This window comes from Pseudomonas sp. H1h, assembly GCF_000633255.1.
GTDB lineage: Bacteria > Pseudomonadota > Gammaproteobacteria > Pseudomonadales > Pseudomonadaceae > Aquipseudomonas.
In genome coordinates this window covers 1-24043 of the sequence record NZ_AYMJ01000022.1, presented here as the reverse complement: position 1 = coordinate 24043, position 24043 = coordinate 1, and the positions used below count along the sequence as shown (strand labels likewise).

Genomic DNA, 24043 nt, shown 5'->3' with positions numbered 1-24043 from the left:
GCGCTATAGTCCCTATGGCTTGAGTTAGAGCGGTTTTGTAGGACAATCCGACCAGATTCGCGACCTGTTAAGCGATCTTGTAAAACCGGGCGGTCAACATGCGACCTGATTCACCGGTGAAACACAAGTTTGCCAGGCGTAGGTGAAGTCGCGCAGACGCCCTTGCGGCTGGAAGGTCTGGCGCCAGATTCGCGCCATGCCCAGCAGATCGTTCGGGTCGGGAAGGGTGGGGTTTTGTTCTTCTACCAGCAGCCAGGCGATGGCAGTGGCGTAACGCAGGTTGACGGTCAGTTCCAGGTGCGGGCCACTGAGAAAAGCATGCTGACTGGCGAGGCCGCGAACCAGGCTGGCACGCTCCGGATCCAGCGCCAGATAGTGATCCCAAAGGGCCTGGTGGCGATGTTCGGCGATCCGGTAGAGGCCGTGGCCACGGCGGTCGTGCAGAGCGGAGCCGAGGGCGGACTGGCTGGCGGCGATCCCCAGGAGCAGGGATTCGGCGGTTGCGCAGTGACGTCCCAGATAAATCAATGTGGGACGGATCACGTAGCGACACAGTTCGCTGGCAGCGATACCCATAATGCCCTCGATTCTTGTAATGGGCGGCGATACCTGAAGGGGGCCTTGGCAGCGGTGGATCGACTCAGGCTCGCCGGAAGCGGATCAAGCCGCTTGAGTTGAAGTGTAGTGTCATATTCGCGACGTAAAGGCCTGTTTTTAAAATATTTCCGGCTGCGAGCCAAAAGCGTTATATCCGATGGTGCTTACGTGTACATGGCTAGAAGCGAAACATCGGGCAATAAAAAGCCCCGCATTTTGTGCGGGGCTTTTGCTTTTGCAGCCTTTTCGGCTCTCAGGCAATCAATGCCTGACGTGTACGATCGATCACGGCCTGCAGCGGCTCGGCGCTGGAGTATTGATCGGGGTACAGACGCTCGCTGTGGCGGGCGATTCCGTGTTCATTAACCACGGTGAAGCTGAAGCAGCCTTTGCGAGCGGCCATGATCAGGCAGTTCATTGGGGCAAAAGCATTGGTTAGGGTGCGAATGGCATCCTGAGTCTGGATTTGAGTAGACATAGTTATTAGGTGTTCCTACAAATGACACGGATAAGAACCGTGCAACGTTAAAACGTTCCAGTAACGTCGACCACCATTGGTCGTACGAAGAACCCGACTGGAACAAAGCAGCCAGTTTGAAGCGCTATTAAGTTGGCGCGCTTGGGCTGGCAGGTAGGTACTTAGGAGGGCAGGCAACACATCAAGGGCAGAGGTTCTGGGCCCGGGGTGAAGATCCTGATCAATTTGCAGGTTGGTTCGGTCAGAGTAAGCGTGCTTGGCAACACCCTTTGCATTCATTCAAAGGCTGTGTTGGCGCAAGTTTTACCTGGAAACCATCGAGGGGTCGCTCCCGCTTTTTCGGTAGAGGGCTTCTGTGAAGAAGGCTGACCGTGGGGATGTGTTCGACCGGAATTGACTTTCAGCTTGGTACTAACGCCGCGGATACTAACGGATCGTTCAGGGCAATGCAAACCCTGCGGCAAAAAAGATTGCAACCGATAGCGCGGATCATGGATGACAGGACTGGCCTCTTCGCGAGCAGGCTCGCTCCCGCAGGGTGGCACGGTCTACTTCTGGAGCGAGCCTGCTCGCGAAGGCACCATCCGTCGCCACAAAAGCGTGCAGTCCTGTCCATCGCCAGGCCGCTTATCCCCAGCCCGGGATGCAAAACGACCCGAAAAAGCGCATCGATATAACCGGGTAACAGGTACTTGTGCACATTAGTTGCGCAGACCGTCACGCGACTGTCATATCAATCCTGACCCCGGTGGCTGCCTGTATCAAAAGTTTAAGTCAATGAAAAACATCGCTTTTTTTTGTTGGTGAAAAAATCGTCAGTTTGACTGCGAGCCCCATTCCACAAGGCTTTGCGGAGGTTGGGGAGCGGTTGTCCACTGAGTTATCCACAGCTTCTGTGGATTGTCCCTAGCGCTTGCTCTAGGACGGGCGTGCCGGGTTTTTTTCGACTTTACCTGTACGAAAAAGAGAGTAGAGTGGCGCGCCTTCCGATCTACCCCGCAGTGTTTTATGAAGTTTCGCTCAGTATCAGACTCTGTTACCTCCGAACACCCTCGTGTTACCCCTCCCAAGCGATTTTCCGTGCGTGTGGCCGAATGGCTGCTCGACAGTCCGCGTCTGGGCGACAGCCGCAACGCCAAGCACCTGGCGGGGCGCCTGCTCAAGCAACCGGCGCGAGAAGGTGTGGTCGCGGCGCAGAGCCGTCTCGGTCAGTTGATGTGCCGTGAGTGCGGCAACGCCCGGGATCGCCGTATCGGTCAGGACCTGCTGCGTCAGGCCGCGCGTGCCGGTGATCGACGTGCGCAACAGGAACTCGGTCTGCTCGAAGACTGAGCTGTCCAACGTCCCGCGCCTTGGTTAACCTTCAGGCTTTATCGAATCGGCAGGAGTGGCTATGGCTATGGACTTGACCAGCGTGTTGCTTGGTCTGGCAGGCGCGGGGTTGCCGTTGCTGGCACTGGCCTGGCAACTGCAGCGCCGGGCGAGCAACGGACAAGCCGAGGTCGCCTTGCTCGAAGAGCGACTGGCCATGGCGCAACTGGCGCAGGATGGGCTCAACGCGCAGCTGGAAGCCAGTCGCGATGAAACGGTTGATCTGGCGCAGGCCAACGCCGCCAAGCAGGCTGAGCTGGCCGCCCTGCGCCGCGAAGTCGAGCTGTTGCAGATCGAGCGCGATGATGCCCGTGACGCCTCCCACGCCTGGAACATCGAGCGCGCCAACAAGGAAGCCGAACTGCGGCGCCTGGACGCTCAGGCCGCATCGCTGAATGCCGAGCTGCGCGAGCAACAGGATAGCCATCAGCAACGCCTCAACGACCTGCAAGGCTCGCGCGATGAGCTGCGTGCGCAGTTCGCCGAGCTGGCCGGCAAGATCTTCGATGAGCGCGAGCAGCGCTTCGCCGAGACCAGCCAGCAGCGTCTGGGTCAGTTGCTCGACCCGTTGAAAGAACGCATCCAGTCCTTCGAAAAACGCGTGGAAGAAAGCTATCAGGCCGAAGCCCGCGAGCGCTTCTCGCTGGCCAAGGAGCTTGAGCGCTTGCAGCAATTGAACCTGCGTCTGAGCGACGAAGCGACCAACTTGACCCGTGCCCTCAAAGGCCAGAAGACCCAAGGCAACTGGGGGGAACTGATTCTTGAACGAGTGCTGGAGCACGCAGGTCTGGAGAAGGGGCGCGAGTACCAGACCCAGGTCAACCTCAAAGGTCCGGACGGCGAGCGCTTTCAGCCGGACGTGATCATTTATCTGCCGGGCGACAAGCAGGTGGTGGTCGATTCCAAGGTCAGCCTCACCGCCTATCAGCAGTACGTCGCCGCCGAAGACGACAGCATCGGCCAAATCGCGATCAAACAGCACGTGCTGTCGCTGCGCAACCACGTCAAAGGCCTTGCCGGCAAGGACTACAAGCGCCTGGAGGGCTTGCACAGCCTCGATTTCGTCTTGCTGTTCGTGCCGATCGAGGCGGCATTTTCCGCTGCTCTGCAAGCCGAGCCGACGCTGTTTCAGGAAGCGTTCGACCGCAACATCGTGATCGTCAGCCCGACCACGTTGCTGGCAACATTGCGGGTGATCGACAGCCTGTGGAAGCAGGAGCGGCAAAGCCAGAACGCCCGGGAAATCGCCGAGCGTGCCGGCTGGCTGTACGACAAGTTCGTGCTGTTCATTCAGGATCTGGACGAGGTCGGTAATCGCCTGCAACAGCTGGACAAGGCCTACAGCTCGGCGCGCAACAAGCTCACCGAAGGTCGCGGCAACCTGGTCAGCCGCAGCGAGCAGCTCAAGTTGCTGGGCGCGCGGGCAAGCAAGAGTTTGCCGGCTGATTTGCTGGAGCGGGCGATGACGGATGTCGATGGCCTCGTCGAACTCCCGGAATAACCCGAAGAGCTTCGCGAGCAGGCTCACTCCCACAGTGAAATGCATTCCAAAGGTGGGAGCGGGCTTGCTCGCGAAGGCGTCAGCGGTAGCGCTGCAACGCTCAAGTCGAACGGTTACAACGGCACATACCGACTCAACAACGCCCGCAACGCCGCCGGTTTCACCGGTTTGGCCAGATAATCCAGCCCCGCCGCATGCACCTGCGCCACCGTCTCCGGGCGACCATCGGCGCTGATCACCACTCCCGGCACCGGCTCTCCCAACGTGGTACGCAGCCACGCCATCAATTGCGTTCCGGTGTCGCCATGGTCCAGGTGATAGTCGACCAACGCCAGTTGCGGCCGCACGCCTTCACTGAGCAACGCCGCACATTCCTCGCGATTGCGCGCCGTCCACACCTGACAGCCCCAACGGCTCAGCAGGCTGTTCATGCCGATCAGAATGCTGTCTTCATTGTCGATACACAGCACCTGTGCGCCGCTGAGCAACTTGCCGTTCAACTCGACCGCTGCGTTCGCCGGCACCGCTTGTGCCCGGGCCAGCGGCACGCTGACGCTGACGCTGAACACACTGCCGCGCCCCGGCCATGAGCGTACGCGCAGCGTGTGGCCCAGCACTCGACACAAACCATCGGCAATCGCCAGACCGAGCCCGAGGCCTTTTTCGGCGCGAGTCTGATGGCTGTCGAGGCGTTTGAACTCCTCGAAAATCACCTGTTGTTTGTCTTCCGGAATACCCGGCCCGCGATCCCACACTTCCAGGCACAGCTCACCGCCACGTCGCCGCACGCCCAGCAGCACCGGGCCCTTGGCGTAGCGGAAGGCGTTGGTCAGGAAGTTCTGCAGAATCCGTCGCAGCAACTTGATGTCGCTGTCGATGCGCAAGTGGCTGCCGCGCACGCGGAAGCTCAGGCCTTGCTCTTGGGCCAGCGCCTTGAATTCGGCGCCGAGCGTATCGAACAGTTCATTGAGTGCAAACGGCTTGCGATCCGGGTTGATCTTGCCGTTTTCCAGGCGGGAAATATCCAGCAAATCGCTGATCAGGTCTTCCGCCGAGCGCAGCGAACTGTCGAGGTGTTGCACCAGTTGCTGCGCCTCGCTGCTCAAACCGTCATCCTGATGGGAGAGGGCGGCAGAGAACAGTCGGGCGGCGTTCAGTGGCTGCATCAGGTCATGGCTGACAGCCGCGAGGAAACGGGTTTTCGACTGGTTGGCCGCCTCCGCATTGCCTTTGGCCTCGGTCAACGCAACGTTGAGCTGCGACAGTTCCTGGGTGCGTTCGCTGACGCGTTGCTCCAGCCCTTCGTTGGCTTCGGTCAGCGCCTGCTCGGCCTCACGGAACGCGGTGATGTCGGTGAAACTCATGACGAAGCCGCCGCCGGGCATCGGGTTGCCGATCAACTCGATCACCCGGCCGTTGGGAAACAGGCGTTCCGAAGTGTGCGCACGGCCCTGACGCATCCAGTGCAGGCGCCGGGCAACGTGAACTTCTGCCTCGCCGGGGCCGCACAGGCCGCGTTCGGCGTTGTAGCGAATGATGTCGGCAATCGGCCGGCCGACACTGATCAACCCGTCCGGGTAGTTGAACAGCTCCAGATAACGCCGGTTCCAGGCCACCAGTTTCAGCGACTGGTCGACCACGCTGATGCCCTGGGTGATGTTTTCGATCGCGCCTTGCAGCAGGGCGCGGTTGAACTGCAGGACTTCCGAGGCTTCGTCGGCGATGCGTACCACATCCTCCAACTGCATTTCCCGACCTTCGATGGCGGCTTTTACCACCGCGCGCGTCGAAGAAGCGCCGAGCACACCGGCGAGCAGGCGTTCGGTGTGGGCGATCCATTCGCCGTCGGCGTTCTGGTTCGGGTTGAAGCCCTTGCCCTGACGGTAGGCGAAACGAATGAAGCTCTGGCGCGCACGTTCCTCACCGACAAAGCGGGCTGCCAGTTGCAGCAAGTCGTCGATCTGCACCGCGAGCATCGAGCGCGCACTCGGCCGAGCGCTGATTTCCTGACCGATGAAACGTCCTGCCTGCCAGTGTTCCGAGACCCGCGTGCGCGACAGCACCGAGACCCAGGCGAACAGAGTGAAGTTGCCCGCCAGCGACAGCACCACGCCTTGGGTCAGCGGGGTGATCGGCAGGTTCAGCGGGTTGCTGTGCAACCAGGCCAGGCCCGGGAAAGTGCTCAGCGACCAGCCAAGGCTGTGGGCGGCAATCGGCAGGATCAGCGTGTAGAACCAGAGGAACGTACCGGCCGCCAGACCGGCGAAAACCCCGCGGCGGTTGGCCTGTTTCCAATACAGCGCGCCGAGCATCGCCGGGGCCAGTTGGGTGACCGCGGCGAAGGCGATCTGGCCGATGGTCGCCAGACTCGCGGTGGAGCCGAGCAAGCGGTAGCTGACATAGGCCAGCAGCAGGATCAGCACGATGCTCACCCGGCGCACCGACAGCATCCACTGGCGGAACACTTCGAACGGGCGCTCGGCGTTGTTGCGCCGCAGCAGCCACGGCAACAGCATGTCGTTGGAGACCATGGTCGACAACGCCACACTGGCTACGATCACCATGCCGGTGGCCGCCGACGCACCGCCGATAAATGCCAGCAGTGCCAATGCCGGATGGGCCTGAGCCAGTGGCAGGCTGATCACGAACGAGTCCGGCAGCACGTGACTCGGCAGCATCATCTGCCCGGCGAGGGCAATCGGCACGACGAACAGCGCGGCCAGCGCCAGATAAGCCGGGAACACCCACTTGGCCAGGCGCAGGTCCTGCGGGTCGATGTTCTCCACCACCGTGACGTGAAACTGTCGAGGCAGGCAGATGATCGCCATCATCGCCACGCCGGTCTGCACCACCATCGACGGCCAGTTGATGGTTTCTTTCCAGTATTCCTCAAGCCGTGGCGCAAGCATCGCCTGATTGAACAGGTCGTCGAAACCGTCGTAGAGGCCAAAGGTGACGAACGCGCCGACGGCGAGAAAGGCGAACAGCTTGACCAGCGACTCGAAGGCGATCGCCAGCACCATGCCCCGGTGGTGTTCGGTGGCGTCGAGGTTGCGCGTACCGAAGACGATGGTGAACAGCGCCAGTACCAGCGACACGATCAGCGCGGTGTCTTGGGCGCGGGTGCCCATGGCGTCGGCACCGGCGCCGATCAACAGGTTCACGCCGAGGACGATGCCTTTGAGTTGCAGGGCGATGTAGGGCAGGACGCCGACCAGGCAGATCAGCGCGACCACCACCGCCAGCGATTGCGATTTGCCGTAGCGCGCGGCGATGAAGTCAGCGATGGAGGTGATGTTCTCCTGTTTGCTGATCATCACCATTTTCTGCAAGACCCACGGCGCTCCCAGCAGCAACAGGATCGGGCCGAGGTAAATCGGCAGGAACGACCATAACTGCTCGGCGGCCTGGCCGACCGCACCGAAGAATGTCCAACTGGTGCAGTAAACCGCCAGCGACAGGCTGTACACCCACGCGCGCATCCGCGGCGGCAACGGCGCGCTGCGACGGTCGCCGTAAAAGGCGATGGCGAACATGATGGCCATGTAGGCGAGGGCGACGGCGGCGATCAGCCCGGTGGACAACGACATGCAACACTCCCGACAGAAGACTCCCCGGCACTCCTGCCCGGGCGGACAGTCTCGCATGAGTGCGGCGGTTAGTCAGTGTCGACCAAGGTCGTGGCGTGGCGGGGTGTCGCAGGTTTGAAACCGGGTGGTTTCTGAGTTGACTGGTCGGGCCTCTTCGCGAGCAGGCTCGCTCCCACATTTGGTATGCAATCCCCTGTGGAAGCGAGCCTGCTCGCGATGGCGTCAGCCCTGCTGCAGCGCGATATCAATCAACCGATGCAACTCTTCGACCTCCAGCGCCGCCGCCGAAAACAGAATCCGGAACACCACTGGCGCCACCACCAGATTGATCAGTCGGTCAACGCTCGGCGCCGCTTCGTCCGGGTGGCGGTCAATGATGGTCTGCAATTGCGCGCCGAGGATCGTCACGCAATACCCCGGCGTGGCGCTGGCTTGCACGTCGCGCATCATGTTGCGCCCGGGCTCGGAGCTCATCTCGTCGAGGTATTGCTCGGCCCAGGCGCGGATATCGCTGCGCAGGCTGCCGGTTTGCGCCGGCTCGCTGTCAGGGCGCATGCGGGCGAGGGCGACGTCTGCGAGCAACGCAGCCAGATCCCCCCAGCGACGATAGATCGTCGATGGCGTCACGCCGGCGCGTGCAGCGATTTGCGGCACGGTCACGGTACTGCGCTCCTGTTCTTGCAGAAGTGCGCGGACAGCCGAATGAATCGACTTTTGCACCCGGGCACTGCGGCCGCCGGGGCGTAAACCTTCTTTAATAGCCATGCGTCAGACCTTAACACAAAGAATTTGCTTTAAGCCAAAGCCGAGAGCACACTCCGCAAAAGCAAAAAATTAGCTTTTGCGGAGTGTGCCCATGACCAGCCTTGCTTCCAACCGTGGCAGCCTGATTTTTCTGGCGATCACCTTACTGAGTTTTCTCGCTGCTTCCACAGCGCCGACGCCGTTGTATCACCTGTATCAGGATCAGCTGCATTTTTCGGCAGCGATACTGACCCTGATTTTCGGCGTGTATGCCTTGAGCTTGCTGGCAGCGCTGCTGACGGTCGGATCGCTGTCCGATCATCTGGGGCGCAGACCGGTGATATTCACCGCAGTGCTGCTCAATGCACTGGCGATGCTGCTGTTTATCAGCGCCGATAGTGTCGCCTGGCTGATCAGCGCGCGGGTGTTGCAAGGCTTTGCCACCGGCATGGCCACCGCGGTTTTAAGTGCGACGCTGCTCGACACCGATCGCCAGCAGGGGCCGTTGATCAACAGCGTCGCACCGTTGCTCGGCATGGCGCTGGGCAGCATGGGCTGCGGCTTGCTGGCCGAGTTCGCCCCAGCGCCGTTGCAACTGACTTACTGGCTGCTGCTCGGGCTGTTTGTACTGCAAGCGGCGTACGTCTGGCGCATGCCGGAAAGTGTGACGCCGCAAGCCGGCGCCTGGGCATCGTTGCGACCAACCCTGCATGTCCCGGTTCAGGCGCGCTCGACCTTGTGGCGCGTGCTGCCGCTAAACACCGCGACCTGGGCCCTTGGCGGTTTTTTTGCCTCGCTGGCGCCATCGTTGGTGCGCACCGCTACCGGGTCGACGTCCAATCTGATCGGTGGCGCGACTGTCTCGGCGTTGACCGTGACCGGTGCGCTGATGATCTTTACCTTGCGCAATCGTCCCGCCAGCAGAGCCCTGCAAATCGGCGCCAGCCTGCTGCCCATCGGCGTGCTGCTGATTCTGCTTGGTGTGCACAGCGCCAGTCTGGCGCTGTTTTTCCTCGGCACACTGGTCGCCGGTTGCGGCTTTGGTTCGGGGTTCCTTGGCGCGGTGCGCAGCCTGGTGCCGTTGGCCTTGCCCCATGAGCGCGCCGGGTTGATGTCGGCGTATTACGCGCTGAGTTATCTGGCGTTCTGCCTGCCGGCGTTGTTGGCCGGGCACTTGACCCGCACTTACGGCCTGCTGGCGACCACCGATGGTTACGGCGTCGCGTTGATCGTGCTGGCCACGAGCGCGCTGTTGCTCAGTCTGCGTCCACGTGCGGCGAAGGTTTGCCGTGCTCCATAAGTGGCGCCGTTTGGGTTAGCCTTGGCCGGCCCTGTTTTTCACGGATCGAGACATGAACATTATCCGCAGCAAGTCGTTCACCGCCGAGCGTGCCTGGGGCGCGCTGGACATCGCCAACATGAACGGCATCACCACGCGCCTGCACTGGACCGACCAGCCCTATAAATGGCACGTCAACGATGGCGAGGAAGTGTTCGTGGTGCTCGATGGTCAGGTGCAGATGCGCTATCGCGAACAGGGTGAAGAGAAGCAGGTGCTGCTAGAGGTCGGGGACATTTTCTACGCTTCGGTCGGCACCGAGCACGTGGCGCATCCGCAGGGGGCGGCGCGGATTCTAGTGATCGAGAGCGAAGGCAGTGTCTAGACGCTTATCTATGAACTAGATAACAGATAGAGAAATTACCCGTTATATAGATATTCGATTCGGTTCTACCATGGACTCAACCTCACCTGAGGACAGGAGTTCACGATGACTTGCCCCAACAGCACCAAACCCGGCATCAAGCCGTTCAGCCAGCTTCAGCATCCGCGTGAAGTGATCCGTCAATTCACCCCGAACTGGTTCGCCGCGACCATGGGCACCGGCGTGCTGGCCCTGGCGCTGGCGCAATTGCCGGTGGCGATTCCCGGGTTGCACGCGGTGGCCGAAGGCCTATGGTTGTTCAACATTCTGTTGTTCACCTTGTTTACCTTCGCTTACGCCGCGCGCTGGGTGCTGTTCTTCGATGAGGCGCGGCGGATCTTCGGTCACTCCACCGTATCGATGTTCTTCGGCACCATTCCAATGGGCCTGGCGACCATCATCAACGGCTTTCTGCTGTTCGGTCTGCCACGCTGGGGCGAGGGCGTGATTCATCTCGCCGAAGTGCTCTGGTGGCTCGATGTGGCGATGTCGCTGGCCTGCGGCGTGTTGATTCCCTACATGATGTTTACCCGGCAGGAACACAGCATCGATCAGATGACCGCCGTCTGGCTGCTGCCGGTGGTGGCGGCCGAAGTGGCAGCGGCCAGCGGTGGCTTGCTCGCGCCGCATCTGACCGACGCCCATGCGCAACTGGTGGTGCTGACTACCAGCTACGTGCTCTGGGCATTTTCCCTGCCGGTGGCGTTCAGCATCCTGACCATCCTGTTGCTGCGCATGGCCCTGCACAAATTGCCTCACGAAAACATGGCCGCCTCCAGCTGGCTGGCCCTCGGCCCGATCGGCACCGGCGCCTTGGGCATGTTGCTGCTGGGCAGCGATGCACCGGCAATCTTCGCCGCCAACGGTCTGCCGGGCATCGGTGAAATCGCTGCGGGGCTTGGTTTGGTCGCCGGCATCACCCTGTGGGGTTTCGGCTTGTGGTGGATGTTGATGGCGTTGTTGATCACCGCGCGTTACCTGCGTGATGGCATCCCGTTCAACCTTGGCTGGTGGGGCTTCACCTTCCCGCTGGGCGTTTATTCGCTGGCGACCCTCAAGCTCGCCAGCACGCTCAACCTCGGCTTTTTCAGTGTGGTGGGCTGCGTGCTGGTGACGTTGCTGGCGGTGATGTGGCTGATCGTCGGTAAGCGCACCGTGCAAGGTGCGTGGCGCGGTGAACTGTTTGTCTCACCTTGTATTGCAGGTTTGAAGAAATAACCTGAAAAGTTTAGGTAATGTGTGGCCTGGATCGCGGATCGGGATTCCAATATTCAGATCCAGGCCATTCTCTACCGACCTCAGGGAAACACGGAAGATGAGTCACCCCTCACAGTTCAACCTGCTTCGCACCCGGCGCTTCCTGCCTTTTTTCATCACGCAGTCGTTGGGCGCCTTCAACGACAACGTGTTCAAACAGTCGCTGATTCTCGCCATTCTCTATCGACTGACCATCGAGGGTGACCGTTCGATCTGGGTCAACCTGTGTGCACTGCTGTTTATCCTGCCGTTCTTTCTGTTCTCGGCGCTGGCCGGGCAGTTCGGGGAAAAATTTGCCAAGGACGCGCTTATTCGTCTGATCAAACTCGCGGAAATCGCGATCATGGCCGTAGGATCGATCGGTTTTCTCTTCGATCACCTGTCGCTGATGCTGGTGGCGCTGTTCGCCATGGGCACCCACTCGGCGCTGTTCGGACCGGTGAAGTATTCGATTCTCCCGCAGGCGCTGCGAGAGGATGAACTGGTCGGCGGCAATGGGCTGGTGGAGATGGGCACGTTCCTGGCGATTCTCGCCGGGACCATCGGCGCCGGGGTCATCATGTCCTCGACGCATTACGCGCCGCTGGTATCGACCGCGATTGTCGGCATTGCCGTGCTGGGTTACCTCGCCAGTCGCAGCATTCCGCGCGCTGCAGCGGCGTCGCCGGAAATGCGCCTGAACTGGAACATCTTCAGCCAGTCCTGGGCCACGCTCAAACTTGGTCTGGGCCAGACGCCTGCGGTGTCGCGTTCGATTGTCGGCAACTCGTGGTTCTGGTTTGTCGGGGCGATTTATCTGACGCAGATCCCGGCCTACGCCAAGGAGTGGATGCACGGCGATGAAACCGTGGTCACCCTGATTCTCACCGTGTTCTCGGTCGGCATTGCGCTGGGTTCGATGCTTTGCGAGAAACTCTCCGGGCGCAAAGTCGAGATCGGTCTGGTGCCGTTCGGCTCGTTCGGTCTGACCGTGTTCGGCCTGCTGCTGTGGTGGCATTCCGGCGGAATCCCGGAGAGCATCACCGGGCACAGCTGGATTGAAGTGCTGGGCTTTGTGCACACTTGGGCGGTGTTGGTCGACATTCTCGGCCTCGGCATTTTTGGTGGCTTCTATATTGTGCCGCTGTACGCCTTGATCCAGTCGCGCACCGCCGAAAACGAGCGGGCGCGGGTGATCGCTGCCAACAACATTCTCAACGCACTGTTCATGGTGGTGTCGGCGATCGTTTCGATTGTGTTGCTGAGCGTGGTCAAACTGTCGATTCCGCAGTTGTTCCTGGTGGTGTCGCTGCTGAACATCGGCGTCAATGCGTACATCTTCAAGATCGTTCCCGAGTTCAGCATGCGTTTCATGATCTGGCTGCTCAGCCATTCCATGTACCGCGTCGAGCACCGCAACCTGGAGGCGATCCCGGACGAAGGCGCCGCGTTGCTAGTGTGCAACCATGTTTCGTTCGTTGATGCCTTACTGATTGGCGGCGCGGTGCGTCGGCCGATTCGCTTTGTCATGTACTACAAGATCTACAACCTGCCGGTACTGAACTTTATCTTCCGCACGGCGGGGACGATTCCGATTGCCGGACGCAACGAAGACATCCAGATCTACGAAAAGGCCTTCACCCGGATTGCCCAATATCTGAAGGACGGCGAACTGGTGTGCATCTTCCCGGAGGGCAAGTTGACCACGGACGGTGAGATCAATGAGTTCAAGGGCGGGCTGACTCGGATTCTCGAAGAGACACCGGTGCCGGTGATTCCGCTGGCGCTGCAGGGATTGTGGGGGAGTTTCTTCAGTCGCGACCCGAACAAGGGTTTGTTCAAGCGGTTGTGGTCGCGGGTGACGTTGGTGGCGGGTTCGGCGGTGGCTGTGGAAGCTGCGGAACCGGCGAAGTTGCAGGGGGTGGTGGGGGAGTTGCGTGGGGCAGTCAGATAATCACTGACTTTAAAGGTCTCATCGCGAGCAGGCTCACTCCTACAGTTGAAACGCATACCTCTGTAGGAGTGAGCCTGCTCGCGATAGGGCAGTGGCCTAAGCGCTGACCTTCAGGCCAATCAACCCGGTAATGATCAACGCCACACTGGCCAGGCGAATCAACGCCATCGACTCACCAAACAGAATGATCCCGGCAATCACCGTGCCCACGGCGCCGACCCCGGTCCAGATCGCATAAGCCGTGCCCAGCGGTAATTCCTTCATCGCAAGGCCCAGCAGGCCAAGGCTGATAGCCATGGCCGCAACGGTCAGTACGGTGGGGAGGGGGCGGGTGAAACCGTCGGTGTATTTCAGGCCGACGGCCCAGCCGACCTCGAACAAGCCGGCGAAAAACAGAATGATCCAGGACATGAGAGACCTCCATCGATTGACGGGGTCGTCCCCAGATTAATAACTCGATCGAGCCGCAGGGTCGTCCCCGCGTTGCGCAACATATTGACGAGCATTAATCCGGGGATCAAGTTTTGAGGTCAGTCGGCGGCCTGTTGAGCCGCCGTTTCACGATCTTCTTTTTCGCTCATGCGCCGGAAGTACGTCGAGAGCAGTGCCCCGGAAATGTTGTGCCAGACGCTGAACAACGCGCTTGGCACCGCTGCCAGCGGCGAGAAGTGCGCACTGGCCAGGGCCGCGCCCAGTCCCGAGTTCTGCATGCCGACTTCCAGCGCCAGCGACTTGCGCTGAGCCAGTGGCAGCTTGAACAGGCGTCCGGTGAAGTAGCCCAGCAAGTAGCCGAAGCTGTTGTGCAGCATCACCACCGCCATGATCAACAGCCCGGACTCGGCGATTTTCGCCTGACTGGCGGCCACCACCGCAGTGACGATGATCACGATGCTGACCACCGACACCAGCGGCAACACTTCCACTGCGTGCCGCACCTTGCCACCGAGCAAACGTTGCGCAACCACGCCGAGCACGATTGGCAGCAACACCACTTGCAGGATCGACCAGAACAGCTCCATGAACGACACCGGCAACCACGCCGAAGCCAGCAGCCAGATGAGCGCCGGTGTCAGCAGCGGGGCGAGCAGGGTGGTGACGGCAGCAATTGCTACTGACAGTGCCAGGTCGCCGCGGGCCAGCCAGGTCATCACGTTGGACGAAGTACCGCTCGGGCAGCAGCCGACCAGAATTACGCCGACGGCGATTTCCGGCGGCAGATGAAAGAGCTGGCAGAGCAACCACGCCACGCCGGGCATGATCACGAAATGTGCAACCACGCCCAGCGCCACGCGCCACGGATGGCGGGCGACGGCAGCGAAGTCGTCGAGTTTGAGGGTCAGGCCCATGCCGAACATCACCAGCCCCAGCAACGGTACGATTGCGCCTTTGAGGCCCAGGAACCACGCCGGTTGCAGGAACGCGACGACAGCGAAAATCAGCACCCAGTAAGCGAAGGTGTTGCCGACGAAGCGGCTCAGTGCAGCCAGTGCGCGCATGGCTTGTTCCTTATTATTGAATGAACACCACAAAACCAAATGTGGGAGCGAGCCTGCTCGCGAAGGCTGAGTGTCAGACACATTAATGTTAACTGTCACTGCGCCTTCGCGAGCAGGCTCGCTCCCACAATTTTGAAACTCACCGGGCGTTAGATGCCCTGCGGCGTCTCTTCACCACCCAGCGCTTCAACCAGTGCCGGCAGGAAGTCGCCGAAGGTCAGCATCATCAGGGTGAAGCTGGCGTCCAGTTGGCCCAGGGCCTCGTCGCCACCGTCCTGTTCGGCCTGATCCTGCAGCAGGTCCTCGAACTTCAGGCGTTTGACGGTCATTTTGTCGTCGAGCATGAACGACAGCTTGTCCTGCCATGCCAGCGACAGTTGAGTGACCACTTTGCCGGTGCTCAGGTGCAGCTGGATTTCTTCGCTGGTCAGGTCCTGACGCTTGCAGCGCACGATGCCGCCGTCTTCGTGGGTGTCGCGCAGTTCGCACTCGTCCAGGACAAAGAAGTCCGGGGCCGCTTGCTGGGTGGTGACCCATTCGGTCATCACGGCGGTTGGCGCGGTTTTCACGGTCAACGGACGGACGGGCAGGGTGCCGAGCACTTCTCGCATAGTGGAAAGCAGGTCTTCGGCGCGTTTCGGGCTGGCCGAGTTCACCAGAATCAGGCCCTGTTTCGGCGCGATGGCGGCGAAGGTCGACGAGCGACGGATAAAGGCGCGCGGCAGGAAGGCCTGGATGATTTCATCCTTGATCTGATCACGTTCCTTCTTATAGACCTTACGCATCTGCTCGGCTTCGATCTCTTCGACCTTTTCCTTGACCGCGTCGCGCACGACGCTGCCCGGCAGAATGCGTTCTTCTTTACGGGCAGCGATCAGCAGGAAGTCACCGCTGACATGCACCAGTGGAGCATCTTCGCCCTTGCCGAACGGCGCGACGAAACCGTAGGTGGTCAACTCCTGGCTTGCACATGGACGCGCCAGTTTGGTGGCCAGTGCAGTTTCCAGCGCCTCGGCATCGACAGGCAGGTCTTGGGTCAGGCGATAGATAAGCAGGTTTTTGAACCACATGGGGTGAGTCTCTCCTTTATACAAAGGGGGGCATTATTGTCTTCGCCGTCTCATAGGCCAACCCTTCTCTAAGCCTTTGGAAGGCCTGAGAAAATTATTTAAAAAAGTGCTTGCCAGAGGTTGGGTCGCTCCGTAGAATGCGCGCCACACCGAAGCGAAGGGTGATTAGCTCAGCTGGGAGAGCGTCTGCCTTACAAGCAGAATGTCGGCGGTTCGATCCCGTCATCACCCACCATTCGTTTCAAGTGTTTAGCGCAGCGGTAGTTCAGTCGGTTAGAATACCGGCCTGTCACGCCGGGGGTCGCGGGTTCGAGTCCCGTCCGCTGCGCCATATTCGGTCACCTGGACCACTGAACGCCAGGTCACCACGGAAAACCCGCTGAGGCGGGTTTTTTTCTGTCTCAAGTTTGTACCTTGTTCCATCGGGTTTGTGTCGTTTCATCGGTTTTCGGATTTTTTTGAAAAAAACTTCAATTAAATCAACACTTTACGAAAACTTGTGGCATAATGCGTCCCGTAACGAAGCGAAGGGTGATTAGCTCAGCTGGGAGAGCGTCTGCCTTACAAGCAGAATGTCGGCGGTTCGATCCCGTCATCACCCACCATTCGTTTCAAGCGTTTCGCGCAGCGGTAGTTCAGTCGGTTAGAATACCGGCCTGTCACGCCGGGGGTCGCGGGTTCGAGTCCCGTCCGCTGCGCCATATTCGGTCACCTGGCCCACTGAACGCCAGGTCACCACAGAAAGCCCGCCTAGTGCGGGCTTTTTGCTGTCTGCGATTCAAGAAATCCAACCCGCCGCCTCACGGCGCAGCATTCTGGCTATGCCGATAGTCACTCACCGCCTCATACACCGCTTTACGCAAGCGGTTTATCCCGCCAATCGGCCGATGTGCCTCGATACCAAACCACGGGTTGAACGACAGGTTGTCACACGCCAGATTCAGCGCCGGTGTGTCGAAGTCCTGCGCAGGCAAAGTGATCCGCGCCACGCTTTCGAATGCTGAATCCTGCTCGCGCCATTCGATGCTGGTGTCCTCGATCGGCATGTACTTGCTCGCGTCTTGACGCTGAATCTGCAACACGAAACAGGCAGGCACGCGATCTGTCGACAGTTGCTGATTCAAGGCGCTGCGCAGGAAGTTCGGCAGGTCGTGGTTTTGCGGGGGCAGGGCGTACGCCGGGCAATTGTCCGGATCCGGCGCGACCCGAAACTTGGCATTGGCCTCACCGAACTTGTAGGGCGATACCGAAAAATACGTGGTCCCGGTCGGGCTGTCCGGCGCTGGCGCCAGGGTTGCCAGGGCGATGAACAAGTGGCGGATCTGCCAGGTGCGCGGATCCCGGCCGGGAAAAAACGCCATGATTTTTTTGCCGTCAGCCTGAGCCGCCACATTCTGACGATACTCGGCGACGTCACTGACAAAGAAGTTCGGGTGGCTGAACATCACGAAGTCTTGCTCGTGGCGCTCCTGACGGTCGCCGAGCAACGGTTTGCCGGGCACATCGAACAGTTTGATCGCCATGCCCCGGGCGTCGCGGATGCTGTCGAACTGCGGGTAGGCGTTGCCGTTGGACAGACGAATCATCGCCTGCCAGGTTTTACCCGGTTCGCTGAAAACCCCCTGGCGCAGCGCTGGTATCAGTTCCGGCAACACCGTCACTTCGGCTTTCACGCAACCATGCGCCTTGGCATGCGCGTCACGCAGGTAGCGTGTGCCTTCGCGGTGCTGATCGACGATGCGTACGGCAGTCTGGATCACGTCCTGGGTCATGGCCGCTTCGCCGACGGGTATCTGTTCCTGCGCCGACACCGGGCCGCGGTGTTGCCAGGCAAACCATGCGCTGGCGATGGCCCAGCCAAGCAGGCCGACAATCAATAATGCCAACAGGGTTTTGCCAATCAGTCGTCCCAGCCACAACCAGATACGGGCCAGCATGGACGGTCTTTTGTAGGGGGTGATCATCATGGCAATTGCTCTTCCAGCGGCCCGCCCAGCACTTTCAGGTACTCCAGCAATGCCCAGCGTTCTTCCGGTTGCAGCAGTCGACCGATGACGCCATTACCACGCTCGCCGGCGCGGAACTCATGACCGCTGTTATGGTTACCGGTGATCCGTGTGTCGAACAGGAAACCATTGGCAAAGGCCTCGGTGCGGTACCCCAGATGGCGCGGGTCGTACTCGAACGAGCCTTTATAGAACGTCGTGGCGCGCTCATCCTGCGGCGACAGCAGCTGATAAATGCTCGGCACCGAGCCGTTGTGCAGAAACGGCGCAGTGGCCCATACGCCGGCCAGAGGCCTTGCCTTGTAGGCGACTTTTTCGCGCACGCCGATCGGCAGGCCGAAACCATCGAGTTGAGGCTTCTCCTGCGCGGTGACCCCGGCTTCGCGATAGGCGCGGTTCTCAACGAAGGCAGTGACGTAGGCCAGGCCCCTGGCTACCGATAGCTGGCTCAGATCCAGTGGTTGCGTGGGTGTCGGATGCAGCTTGACGTCCATCTGCTCAAGCTCTTTCAGGTTCCATTGCAGTGGCGTCAGGTCGAAACGGTGATTGGCAATGTTGGTGGCGGCGTTCGGGTCGGTGCCGATCACGTCCACCGGCAGCATGTGCAAATGCTGCACCCAGCGCTCGCCCTCCTGAGTCTTGCGCGGCACGTGGCAACCGGCGCAGTGCTCGGCAAACAGCGCGCGGCCCTTGGCGGCCAGCGGTTTGTCGACTGCGCCCAGCACGTCTTCCGGCCAGGCGGGCGGTTGCAGGTGTTGCAAGGTTTCTTCGATTTTGTGCAGATCACGCACGCGCACACTGGAGGCATAACGCGCATCGCCCTGCAGCGGTTGACCGTTGCTGTCGAAGAAATTCAAAGTCGCGCCGACGCCCAGTGCCTCACCGATGTTGCGCGCCATCGGTTGCTGTGCCGAGCCGTTCCATTGCACCCAGTCGAAGGTCCACATGTCCCACAGTTGTGGGTAGTCCACCGGGGCGTTGGCCACGCGGTAGTTGGCGGGGGAGATCGCGTCGCCGAAAGTGGCGTTGGCGATCCGGCCAAAGGCATCGGTGCGTCCCGGGCCTTCTTCGGTCGGGTAGAGGCCGCGGTGGGTGTCGTTCCAGGCGACTTTCACGAAGGTGTTCAGCGAGGCCTTGAAGTCCTTGCGTAGTTGCGCGTGGCGCGCCTCGTAGTCATTGCCCAGCACTTGTCGGGCGAAACGTTCGAATTTCCATGGGTTGTAGTAAGTTGAAGTCAGACTGGCGACCAATGCCTGTCCGAAACTGCCACCGCGCAATGCAGGAACACTGGAGGGCAACACGTGCTGCGCTGAACCACCGTCAATGCGTACGGCCTGGCCTTTGAAGCGCAATTCGCCGGTGTGGCAAGCAGCGCAGGTGATATCCAGATATTGCTCGGTGTCGCCTGGATTCTGGTGGCGGGCAAAGCCAACCGGCAGATTGCCGGGATTGTTCGGCGTGGCTTTCTGCTGCGGATCGACCAGAAAACCGAAGCGTGCGAGGTATTCCGGGGACGCAAAGCGCTGCCGGGAGAAGGGCAGTTCAAGCGCCTGGAACCACTCATAACGCAGGCCTTTGACCTGTGTGCCCTGCGGGGTGAAGTAGTAGACCTGGCGTTCCTCTTCACTCCACTGGTTCAGATAATGCACCTGTTGGGCGGGGGTGTAGAACGGCAGTTTCGGGTTGGCAACGTAGTACAGAACCACGGCGAGAGCCAGGCCCAGCAGTACGATGATCAGGGTCAGCACACGGAATAAGAGGCGCAAGATAAACATCCTTGTCGAGTTGTTGCGCTGTTATGCCTCAGCTGTTGCAGGTGCGGCAAGTGGCCATTACGCCAACTGTCGTAGGAAGTCTCGTCAGTCCTTGTCAGGCGAAGATGACAGAAGCTTCATCGTCCCTTTGCCCGAATGCGTTTTAATCCCTGAACTTATCGGAGGTTTCCTGCTCTCATGCCGGTAGCCATTGGTCGTGGCGGCCTGATAAGCTCGCGGCTTTACTCGATTGCCCTTTCGGCGCATGAACAAGGAAATAGCATGAAACAGCATCGGTTGGCGGCGGCGGTAGCCCTGGTTAGCCTGGTCCTCGCGGGTTGTGATTCGCAGACCAGCGTAGAGCTGAAAACCCCGGCGCAAAAAGCTTCCTACGGTATCGGCCTGAACATGGGCAAGAGCCTTGCTCAGGAAGGCATGGATGATCTGGACTCCAAAGCGGTAGCCCAGGGCATCGAAGATGCCGTCGGCAAGAAAGAACAGAAGCTGAAAGACGACGAACTGGTCGAAGCCTTTGCCGCGCTGCAAAAGCGTGCTGAAGAGCGTATGGCCAAGATGAGCGAAGAGTCGGCAGCTGCCGGCAAGAAATTCCTCGAAGAAAACGGCAAGAAGGCCGGCGTGACCACTACTGCTTCCGGCCTGCAGTATGAAGTGGTCAAGAAAGCCGACGGCCCACAGCCTAAGCCGACCGACGTAGTGACCGTTCACTACACCGGCAAGCTGACCAACGGCACCGTATTCGACAGCTCCGTCGAGCGCGGCAGCCCGATCGATCTGCCTGTCAGCGGCGTGATCCCGGGTTGGGTCGAAGGTCTGCAACTGATGCACGTTGGCGAGAAGTACAAACTGTACATCCCTAGCGATCTGGCTTACGGCGCGCAATCGCCAAGCCCGGCAATCCCGGCCAACTCGGTTCTGGTCTTCGACCTGGAACTGCTGGCCATCAAGGATCCAGCCAAAGAAGACGCTGCCGCCAAGTAATCGGCTGTAGCTTCGAAGACAACGCCTCGCTTATGCGGGGCGTTGTTGCATCTGGACGATGCTGGCGGTAAACAGAGCGAACGGATAGCGCTTACAGCAGTCCTAGAGATTGAGGCTGCCAGCGCTAGACGCCTTGAGCCGCCAAGTCAATGAAATATTGGGGTTTTTTATGTGAGTAAAAAACGCCCGATCTGAGCGCGGCCCTTATAAAACGGGGCTCTCAGCGCTGAAATGCAGCTCTGTTCACAAGGTTATCCACAATTTGTGTGGATAACATTTCAACGGGAGAAATAGATGAAAGCGCCGTGGAATTTCGCCCGATTTCTGCCCCTCGCCGGTCGATTGCTGGCGCGTGGGCGTCTGCCGACGCTGTTGTTCGCGGTGGCAAGCAAGGGTGCCGCGCAGGGTAATCGCCTTGGCAAACTCAAGGATGATCTGCGTTTGCTTCAGGCGCTGTGCCTGGCCTACTGGCGTGGCGAATATCGGGCCATCAGCCCGAAAGCCATGGTCTCGGTGGTGGCGGGCCTGATGTACTTCCTCAGCCCGGTGGACGCGATCCCGGATTTCATCCCGGTATTTGGCATGCTCGATGACATTGCTGTTCTGGCCTGGGTGATGAAGACCCTCGACGATGAGCTCAATGCTTTTCGGCTCTGGCGCAACCGGCAGCAGCCGGAAAAACTCGCGGTGGTGGAGCGCCTGCCCGATACCCCGGAACAACTTCAGCTTCAGGGCCCGAAAAAGCCCTGATTCCTTCCTGTCTGCATACAGATAGATACCCCCCGCGACCTTAGCCGCTGTTAGGATTACACTTCTAGGGAAAAGTGCCGACTCGCTAAGTGTTGTTGTCCTACGGGGTAGTCATGGATATTCAGATAATTGCACGCGATGGCGAACCCGAATACGCGGTTCTGCCATGGGTCCAGTATCAGGCTCTACTGAAAGCAGCAGGCATCAAGGAAACACCGCAGCAGCAGGCGCCAGTGCCGGCCGCAGCATCGCCGGACCCGATTCTTCCAGGTCTGGATCAATTACGCAGTTTGCGCGAAGGGAAGGGCATCGCCATCGAGGCGCTGGCCCGCACGGTAGGCATCAGCCCGTCTTATCTGGCCATGATCGAAAGTGGCGAGCGTCAGCCTGACGCCGCGATTCGCCGCAGCCTGGCCTGGGAACTGACGGTGCCCGGTTGGAGGGATGAATCGTGAGCGTACGCATCAGTCGTCAACATTGGGACGGATTGCTGGGGGAATTGGATCAGGCGCGCCGTCAGCGCCATTTACTGACCTATCGGGCGTTGCTCGAACGTTTGCAACTGCCGACGCCGGCGATGCAGACCCTGACCGCCGCACTGGAACATCTCGCCGCACTCGACGCCAAGGCCGAACAACCGTTGCGCAGTTCGCTGGTGATCAGCCAGGGCGCAAGCCGCCTGCCACGTACCGGTTTCTTTGAATGCGTTGAACGTCTGGGGCGTTTTTCCGGGCCATCTGATGGCGTTGCCGCAGCCTCCTGGCATGCGTCGGAAGTGGTCAGGGTTTTCGAATATGAATACCCGGAATCGGCGGAGGCCTGAGTGTTCTTACGACTCAAGGCGCAGCTCAGTTACTGGCTGGCACGCCGGTTGTTTCACTGGTCGTGGTTTGTCCGTCAGCCTCGAGGCTGGCGTTGGCTAGAAGGGCAGTTCGCGCGCATGGCCAATCTTGGCGACGTTGGCGCGCAGAGCTTTTACGGGCACATTCTGACGTTTCGTGGTGTTGGCCTGGGCGCCCGCGAAGAGGGTGTGCGGTTGTTGCGTCTGGCGGCCCTCGCCGGTGATGGCAAAGCGGCTTATCAGGTCGGGGTGATCAGCCTGGCCGGCACTGCGAGCAAGGCGCCCGACCCGACGGAAGCAGTGCGTTGGTGGACCCTGGCCGCCAAGGCCGGCCACCCGTTGGCCGAGCATAAACTCAAAGAGCTGAGTGCGCGGGATTCAACACAGTAAATTCATTTGTGTCGGCCCGATAAACGTGGCGTGAGGGAAATCTCACGCCACGTTTGCGTTTATCGCTATACGTTTTGTAGTAATAGGTCTTTTGCAGATTAGTCCTACAGCAAACGCCTACTCGCCTGACTTCTTTCCTGATTGATTCCCCGCAAAGTCCCCGCGCCTAATTTTTGCGCGAGGGAACGTTCATGTTTGACCCGGTTTTTCATTCCACCCCGCAGGGTGGCGTGCGCTGATGGACGCCGTCAGCCGTATCGAGCAGGAACTCGACAGCTTCCCCGACACCCTCAACCTCTATCGCCAACAGCTTGAGCATTGGTTGAGCCGTGCGGCTGATCGGGTCAGTCACGCGGCGGATTTGCCGTCACTGATGGGCATGGAGCGGATCATCCGCTTCGGCGATCGCGTGACCGCCGTCAGCACTGGCGACAACGATTTTTTCTCCAGCGTCGTCCAGTGCCCGCAGGGCGGGGTGATGGCGATCGAGAGCAAGTTCGAGTCGGTGTACGACATCCCGCTGGGCGACATCGTGGTCGATGTGGTGGCGGTGGATGGTGGAACGATCACCCCGGTCACGCTGGATGCGCAGGGTAAGGGCTCATTCGCCGGCGAAGCGGGCAAGTTCTACCGGGTCCAGGTGCGCAGTGAGGTCACTCCGGAGCAGATCGACGATCTGTTTACCGCTTATGGCGGGTTGACGCGTGAACTGGATGGCTGGCTGCGTAGCGAGTGGCAAGGGTTCAGGCCGCAATGGTCGCAGTCGGTGGCGACGGCAGCGGGCAACGGCATGCTCGCCGGGAGCTGGGCGGCGATCGAGGGCGTGTGGGACAGCATCGGCATGCTGTCGGAGATTCTGCAGGATCCCGGCAAGTTTGCCGAACGGTTGGGGAGCGCGGCGGATGATCTGATCGAGCTGGCGCAAACCGCTCCACAGGTGATGGAGAAGCTGCAACTGCTGGTCAGCGACGAGGCGGCACTGTGTTTGCTGCTGCGTGCTGCGAGTCTCTGGATGGAGATGCTGCCGCCCAGTCAGATCGCCGGCAAAACCGCTGAAACGGCGTCGATGATGATCGTGCAGGTGCTGATCGATGTGCTGATCGGCGTTGTGTTGACATTCGTCGGGGCTGGCGCAGGTATCGCTTATCTGACCCTGCGCCTGGCGGATCGCGCCGCCCAGCTGCTCTCGGTTATGAAACGCCTGGTCAAGGCGATTTTCGGCATCGTCAACACGTTCATCCATTACGTCGACCAGTACAAAACTGTCGCAGCGCGGGGCAATGCCGCCGGAGTGAAAAAGGGCCGCATGCAGTTGCGCTGGGATGCGAAGCGCAATGCCGCACTAAAGAAAAACGAGCACCACGATAACGCTCCCGATCAAGCGAAAAACCCCAACGGCGACAGCGCCGATTGCGCCCTGCTGACCTGTACCAACGGCTGTCCGGTGTCGATGGTCACCGGCGAAGAACTGCTGACCCTCACCGATGGCACGCTCGATGGGCGCCTGTCGTTCGAGTTCACCCGGTTGTATCGCACCAGCGCGGTCGAGATCGACGTCGGACT

Annotated in this window: 21 protein-coding genes and 4 tRNA genes; 16 read left to right on the top strand and 9 right to left on the bottom strand. The window is 60.2% G+C overall.

Annotated elements, in window-relative coordinates; translation table 11 throughout:
- Positions 1-93: 93 nt before the first annotated feature.
- Together U862_RS0119700 and U862_RS0119695 are read right to left on the bottom strand one after the other, a co-directional pair.
- Positions 94-576, bottom strand: a complete 483-nt coding sequence (locus U862_RS0119700; RefSeq protein ID WP_025111983.1) for a hypothetical protein — start codon at positions 574-576, stop codon at positions 94-96.
- A 274-nt stretch (positions 577-850) separates the two neighbouring features.
- The gene (locus U862_RS0119695; protein ID WP_007950419.1) at positions 851-1075 is read right to left on the bottom strand and encodes a hypothetical protein; all 225 of its coding nucleotides are present in this window, start codon (positions 1073-1075) and stop codon (positions 851-853) included.
- Positions 1076-2083: 1008 nt separating this feature from the next.
- Here U862_RS0119695 and U862_RS0119690 point away from each other — a divergent pair.
- Both U862_RS0119690 and rmuC read left to right on the top strand, forming a co-directional pair.
- The gene (locus U862_RS0119690; protein WP_081794902.1) at positions 2084-2407 is read left to right on the top strand and encodes a hypothetical protein; all 324 of its coding nucleotides are present in this window, start codon (positions 2084-2086) and stop codon (positions 2405-2407) included.
- A 175-nt stretch (positions 2408-2582) separates the two neighbouring features.
- Positions 2583-3947, top strand: coding sequence for a DNA recombination protein RmuC (gene rmuC / locus U862_RS0119685; RefSeq protein ID WP_177327353.1), 1365 nt, complete (start codon positions 2583-2585; stop codon positions 3945-3947).
- A 113-nt stretch (positions 3948-4060) separates the two neighbouring features.
- Here the strand turns inward: rmuC and U862_RS0119680 are convergent, their stop codons facing one another.
- Positions 4061-7537, bottom strand: coding sequence for a PAS domain-containing hybrid sensor histidine kinase/response regulator (locus tag U862_RS0119680; protein ID WP_025111981.1), 3477 nt, complete (start codon positions 7535-7537; stop codon positions 4061-4063).
- Positions 7538-7759: 222 nt separating this feature from the next.
- A complete protein-coding gene (locus tag U862_RS0119675) occupies positions 7760-8302 on the bottom strand; it encodes a TetR/AcrR family transcriptional regulator (RefSeq protein WP_025111980.1) in 543 nt (180 codons plus the stop codon).
- 91 nt (positions 8303-8393) lie between these two features.
- On the opposite strand from U862_RS0119675, the gene U862_RS0119670 reads away from it, so the two are divergent.
- The 4 genes from U862_RS0119670 (at position 8394) to U862_RS0119655 (ending at position 13174) form a co-directional block, all read left to right on the top strand.
- Entirely contained in the window at positions 8394-9581 is a 1188-nt protein-coding gene (locus U862_RS0119670; RefSeq protein ID WP_025111979.1) for an MFS transporter, read from the top strand.
- A gap of 52 nt (positions 9582-9633) precedes the next feature.
- The gene (locus U862_RS0119665) at positions 9634-9945 is read left to right on the top strand and encodes a cupin domain-containing protein (protein WP_025111978.1); all 312 of its coding nucleotides are present in this window, start codon (positions 9634-9636) and stop codon (positions 9943-9945) included.
- A gap of 105 nt (positions 9946-10050) precedes the next feature.
- Positions 10051-11202, top strand: coding sequence for a TDT family transporter (locus tag U862_RS0119660; RefSeq protein ID WP_025111977.1), 1152 nt, complete (start codon positions 10051-10053; stop codon positions 11200-11202).
- A 97-nt stretch (positions 11203-11299) separates the two neighbouring features.
- Positions 11300-13174, top strand: a complete 1875-nt coding sequence (locus tag U862_RS0119655; RefSeq protein WP_025111976.1) for an MFS transporter — start codon at positions 11300-11302, stop codon at positions 13172-13174.
- A 96-nt stretch (positions 13175-13270) separates the two neighbouring features.
- On the opposite strand, the gene sugE is transcribed toward U862_RS0119655, so the two are convergent.
- From sugE to rdgC, 3 genes are all read right to left on the bottom strand, one after another.
- A complete protein-coding gene (gene sugE / locus U862_RS0119650) occupies positions 13271-13585 on the bottom strand; it encodes a quaternary ammonium compound efflux SMR transporter SugE (RefSeq protein WP_003223093.1) in 315 nt (104 codons plus the stop codon).
- Between the two features lie 119 nt (positions 13586-13704).
- On the bottom strand, positions 13705-14670 hold the full coding sequence (locus U862_RS0119645; protein ID WP_025111975.1) for a bile acid:sodium symporter family protein: 966 nt from the start codon (positions 14668-14670) through the stop codon (positions 13705-13707).
- A 149-nt stretch (positions 14671-14819) separates the two neighbouring features.
- Entirely contained in the window at positions 14820-15740 is a 921-nt protein-coding gene (rdgC, locus tag U862_RS0119640; protein ID WP_003223096.1) for a recombination-associated protein RdgC, read from the bottom strand.
- Between the two features lie 159 nt (positions 15741-15899).
- Between rdgC and U862_RS0119635 the strand changes: the two genes are divergently transcribed.
- The 4 genes from U862_RS0119635 to U862_RS0119620 all read left to right on the top strand — a co-directional run bounded on the left by U862_RS0119635 (position 15900) and on the right by U862_RS0119620 (position 16441).
- Positions 15900-15975: transfer RNA gene (locus tag U862_RS0119635), tRNA-Val, on the top strand.
- Between the two features lie 19 nt (positions 15976-15994).
- Positions 15995-16071 (top strand) — tRNA-Asp (locus U862_RS0119630).
- 198 nt (positions 16072-16269) lie between these two features.
- Positions 16270-16345: transfer RNA gene (locus tag U862_RS0119625), tRNA-Val, on the top strand.
- Between the two features lie 19 nt (positions 16346-16364).
- Positions 16365-16441, top strand: a tRNA-Asp gene (locus tag U862_RS0119620).
- 99 nt (positions 16442-16540) lie between these two features.
- Here U862_RS0119620 and U862_RS0119615 read toward each other — a convergent pair.
- Together U862_RS0119615 and U862_RS0119610 are read right to left on the bottom strand one after the other, a co-directional pair.
- Complete coding sequence (locus U862_RS0119615) at positions 16541-17677, bottom strand: catalase family protein (RefSeq protein WP_025111974.1); 1137 nt, start codon at positions 17675-17677, stop codon at positions 16541-16543.
- Positions 17678-17703: 26 nt separating this feature from the next.
- Entirely contained in the window at positions 17704-19512 is a 1809-nt protein-coding gene (locus U862_RS0119610) for a di-heme-cytochrome C peroxidase (RefSeq protein WP_025111973.1), read from the bottom strand.
- A 270-nt stretch (positions 19513-19782) separates the two neighbouring features.
- Between U862_RS0119610 and U862_RS0119605 the strand changes: the two genes are divergently transcribed.
- From U862_RS0119605 to U862_RS0119580, 6 genes are all read left to right on the top strand, one after another.
- Positions 19783-20499 carry an FKBP-type peptidyl-prolyl cis-trans isomerase gene (locus U862_RS0119605; RefSeq protein WP_025111972.1) on the top strand — a complete coding sequence of 239 codons (717 nt, stop codon included), beginning with the start codon at positions 19783-19785 and terminating at the stop codon, positions 20497-20499.
- 294 nt (positions 20500-20793) lie between these two features.
- Positions 20794-21249, top strand: a complete 456-nt coding sequence (locus U862_RS0119600) for a YkvA family protein (protein WP_025111971.1) — start codon at positions 20794-20796, stop codon at positions 21247-21249.
- 113 nt (positions 21250-21362) lie between these two features.
- The gene (locus tag U862_RS0119595; protein ID WP_025111970.1) at positions 21363-21704 is read left to right on the top strand and encodes a helix-turn-helix domain-containing protein; all 342 of its coding nucleotides are present in this window, start codon (positions 21363-21365) and stop codon (positions 21702-21704) included.
- Positions 21701-22072 (top strand): hypothetical protein, encoded by a 372-nt coding sequence (locus U862_RS0119590; RefSeq protein WP_003223109.1) that lies wholly within the window; start codon positions 21701-21703, stop codon positions 22070-22072. The genes U862_RS0119595 and U862_RS0119590 overlap by 4 nt, the downstream gene beginning before the upstream one ends.
- Positions 22073-22480, top strand: coding sequence for an SEL1-like repeat protein (locus U862_RS0119585; RefSeq protein WP_025111969.1), 408 nt, complete (start codon positions 22073-22075; stop codon positions 22478-22480).
- Positions 22481-22718: 238 nt separating this feature from the next.
- A partial coding sequence (locus U862_RS0119580; protein WP_029977740.1) for a DUF6531 domain-containing protein occupies positions 22719-24043 on the top strand: 1325 nt, incomplete at its 3' end.

Coding starts and splice junctions, on each gene's coding strand:
- U862_RS0119700 (WP_025111983.1), bottom strand. CDS start 576: ATGGGTATCGCTGCCAGCGAACTGTGTCGCTACGTGATCCGTCCCACA.
- U862_RS0119695 (WP_007950419.1), bottom strand. CDS start 1,075: ATGTCTACTCAAATCCAGACTCAGGATGCCATTCGCACCCTAACCAAT.
- U862_RS0119690 (WP_081794902.1), top strand. CDS start 2,084: ATGAAGTTTCGCTCAGTATCAGACTCTGTTACCTCCGAACACCCTCGT.
- U862_RS0119680 (WP_025111981.1), bottom strand. CDS start 7,537: ATGTCGTTGTCCACCGGGCTGATCGCCGCCGTCGCCCTCGCCTACATG.
- U862_RS0119675 (WP_025111980.1), bottom strand. CDS start 8,302: ATGGCTATTAAAGAAGGTTTACGCCCCGGCGGCCGCAGTGCCCGGGTG.
- U862_RS0119670 (WP_025111979.1), top strand. CDS start 8,394: ATGACCAGCCTTGCTTCCAACCGTGGCAGCCTGATTTTTCTGGCGATC.
- U862_RS0119665 (WP_025111978.1), top strand. CDS start 9,634: ATGAACATTATCCGCAGCAAGTCGTTCACCGCCGAGCGTGCCTGGGGC.
- U862_RS0119660 (WP_025111977.1), top strand. CDS start 10,051: ATGACTTGCCCCAACAGCACCAAACCCGGCATCAAGCCGTTCAGCCAG.
- U862_RS0119655 (WP_025111976.1), top strand. CDS start 11,300: ATGAGTCACCCCTCACAGTTCAACCTGCTTCGCACCCGGCGCTTCCTG.
- sugE (WP_003223093.1), bottom strand. CDS start 13,585: ATGTCCTGGATCATTCTGTTTTTCGCCGGCTTGTTCGAGGTCGGCTGG.
- U862_RS0119645 (WP_025111975.1), bottom strand. CDS start 14,670: ATGCGCGCACTGGCTGCACTGAGCCGCTTCGTCGGCAACACCTTCGCT.
- rdgC (WP_003223096.1), bottom strand. CDS start 15,740: ATGTGGTTCAAAAACCTGCTTATCTATCGCCTGACCCAAGACCTGCCT.
- U862_RS0119615 (WP_025111974.1), bottom strand. CDS start 17,677: ATGCTGGCCCGTATCTGGTTGTGGCTGGGACGACTGATTGGCAAAACC.
- U862_RS0119605 (WP_025111972.1), top strand. CDS start 19,783: ATGAAACAGCATCGGTTGGCGGCGGCGGTAGCCCTGGTTAGCCTGGTC.
- U862_RS0119600 (WP_025111971.1), top strand. CDS start 20,794: ATGAAAGCGCCGTGGAATTTCGCCCGATTTCTGCCCCTCGCCGGTCGA.
- U862_RS0119595 (WP_025111970.1), top strand. CDS start 21,363: ATGGATATTCAGATAATTGCACGCGATGGCGAACCCGAATACGCGGTT.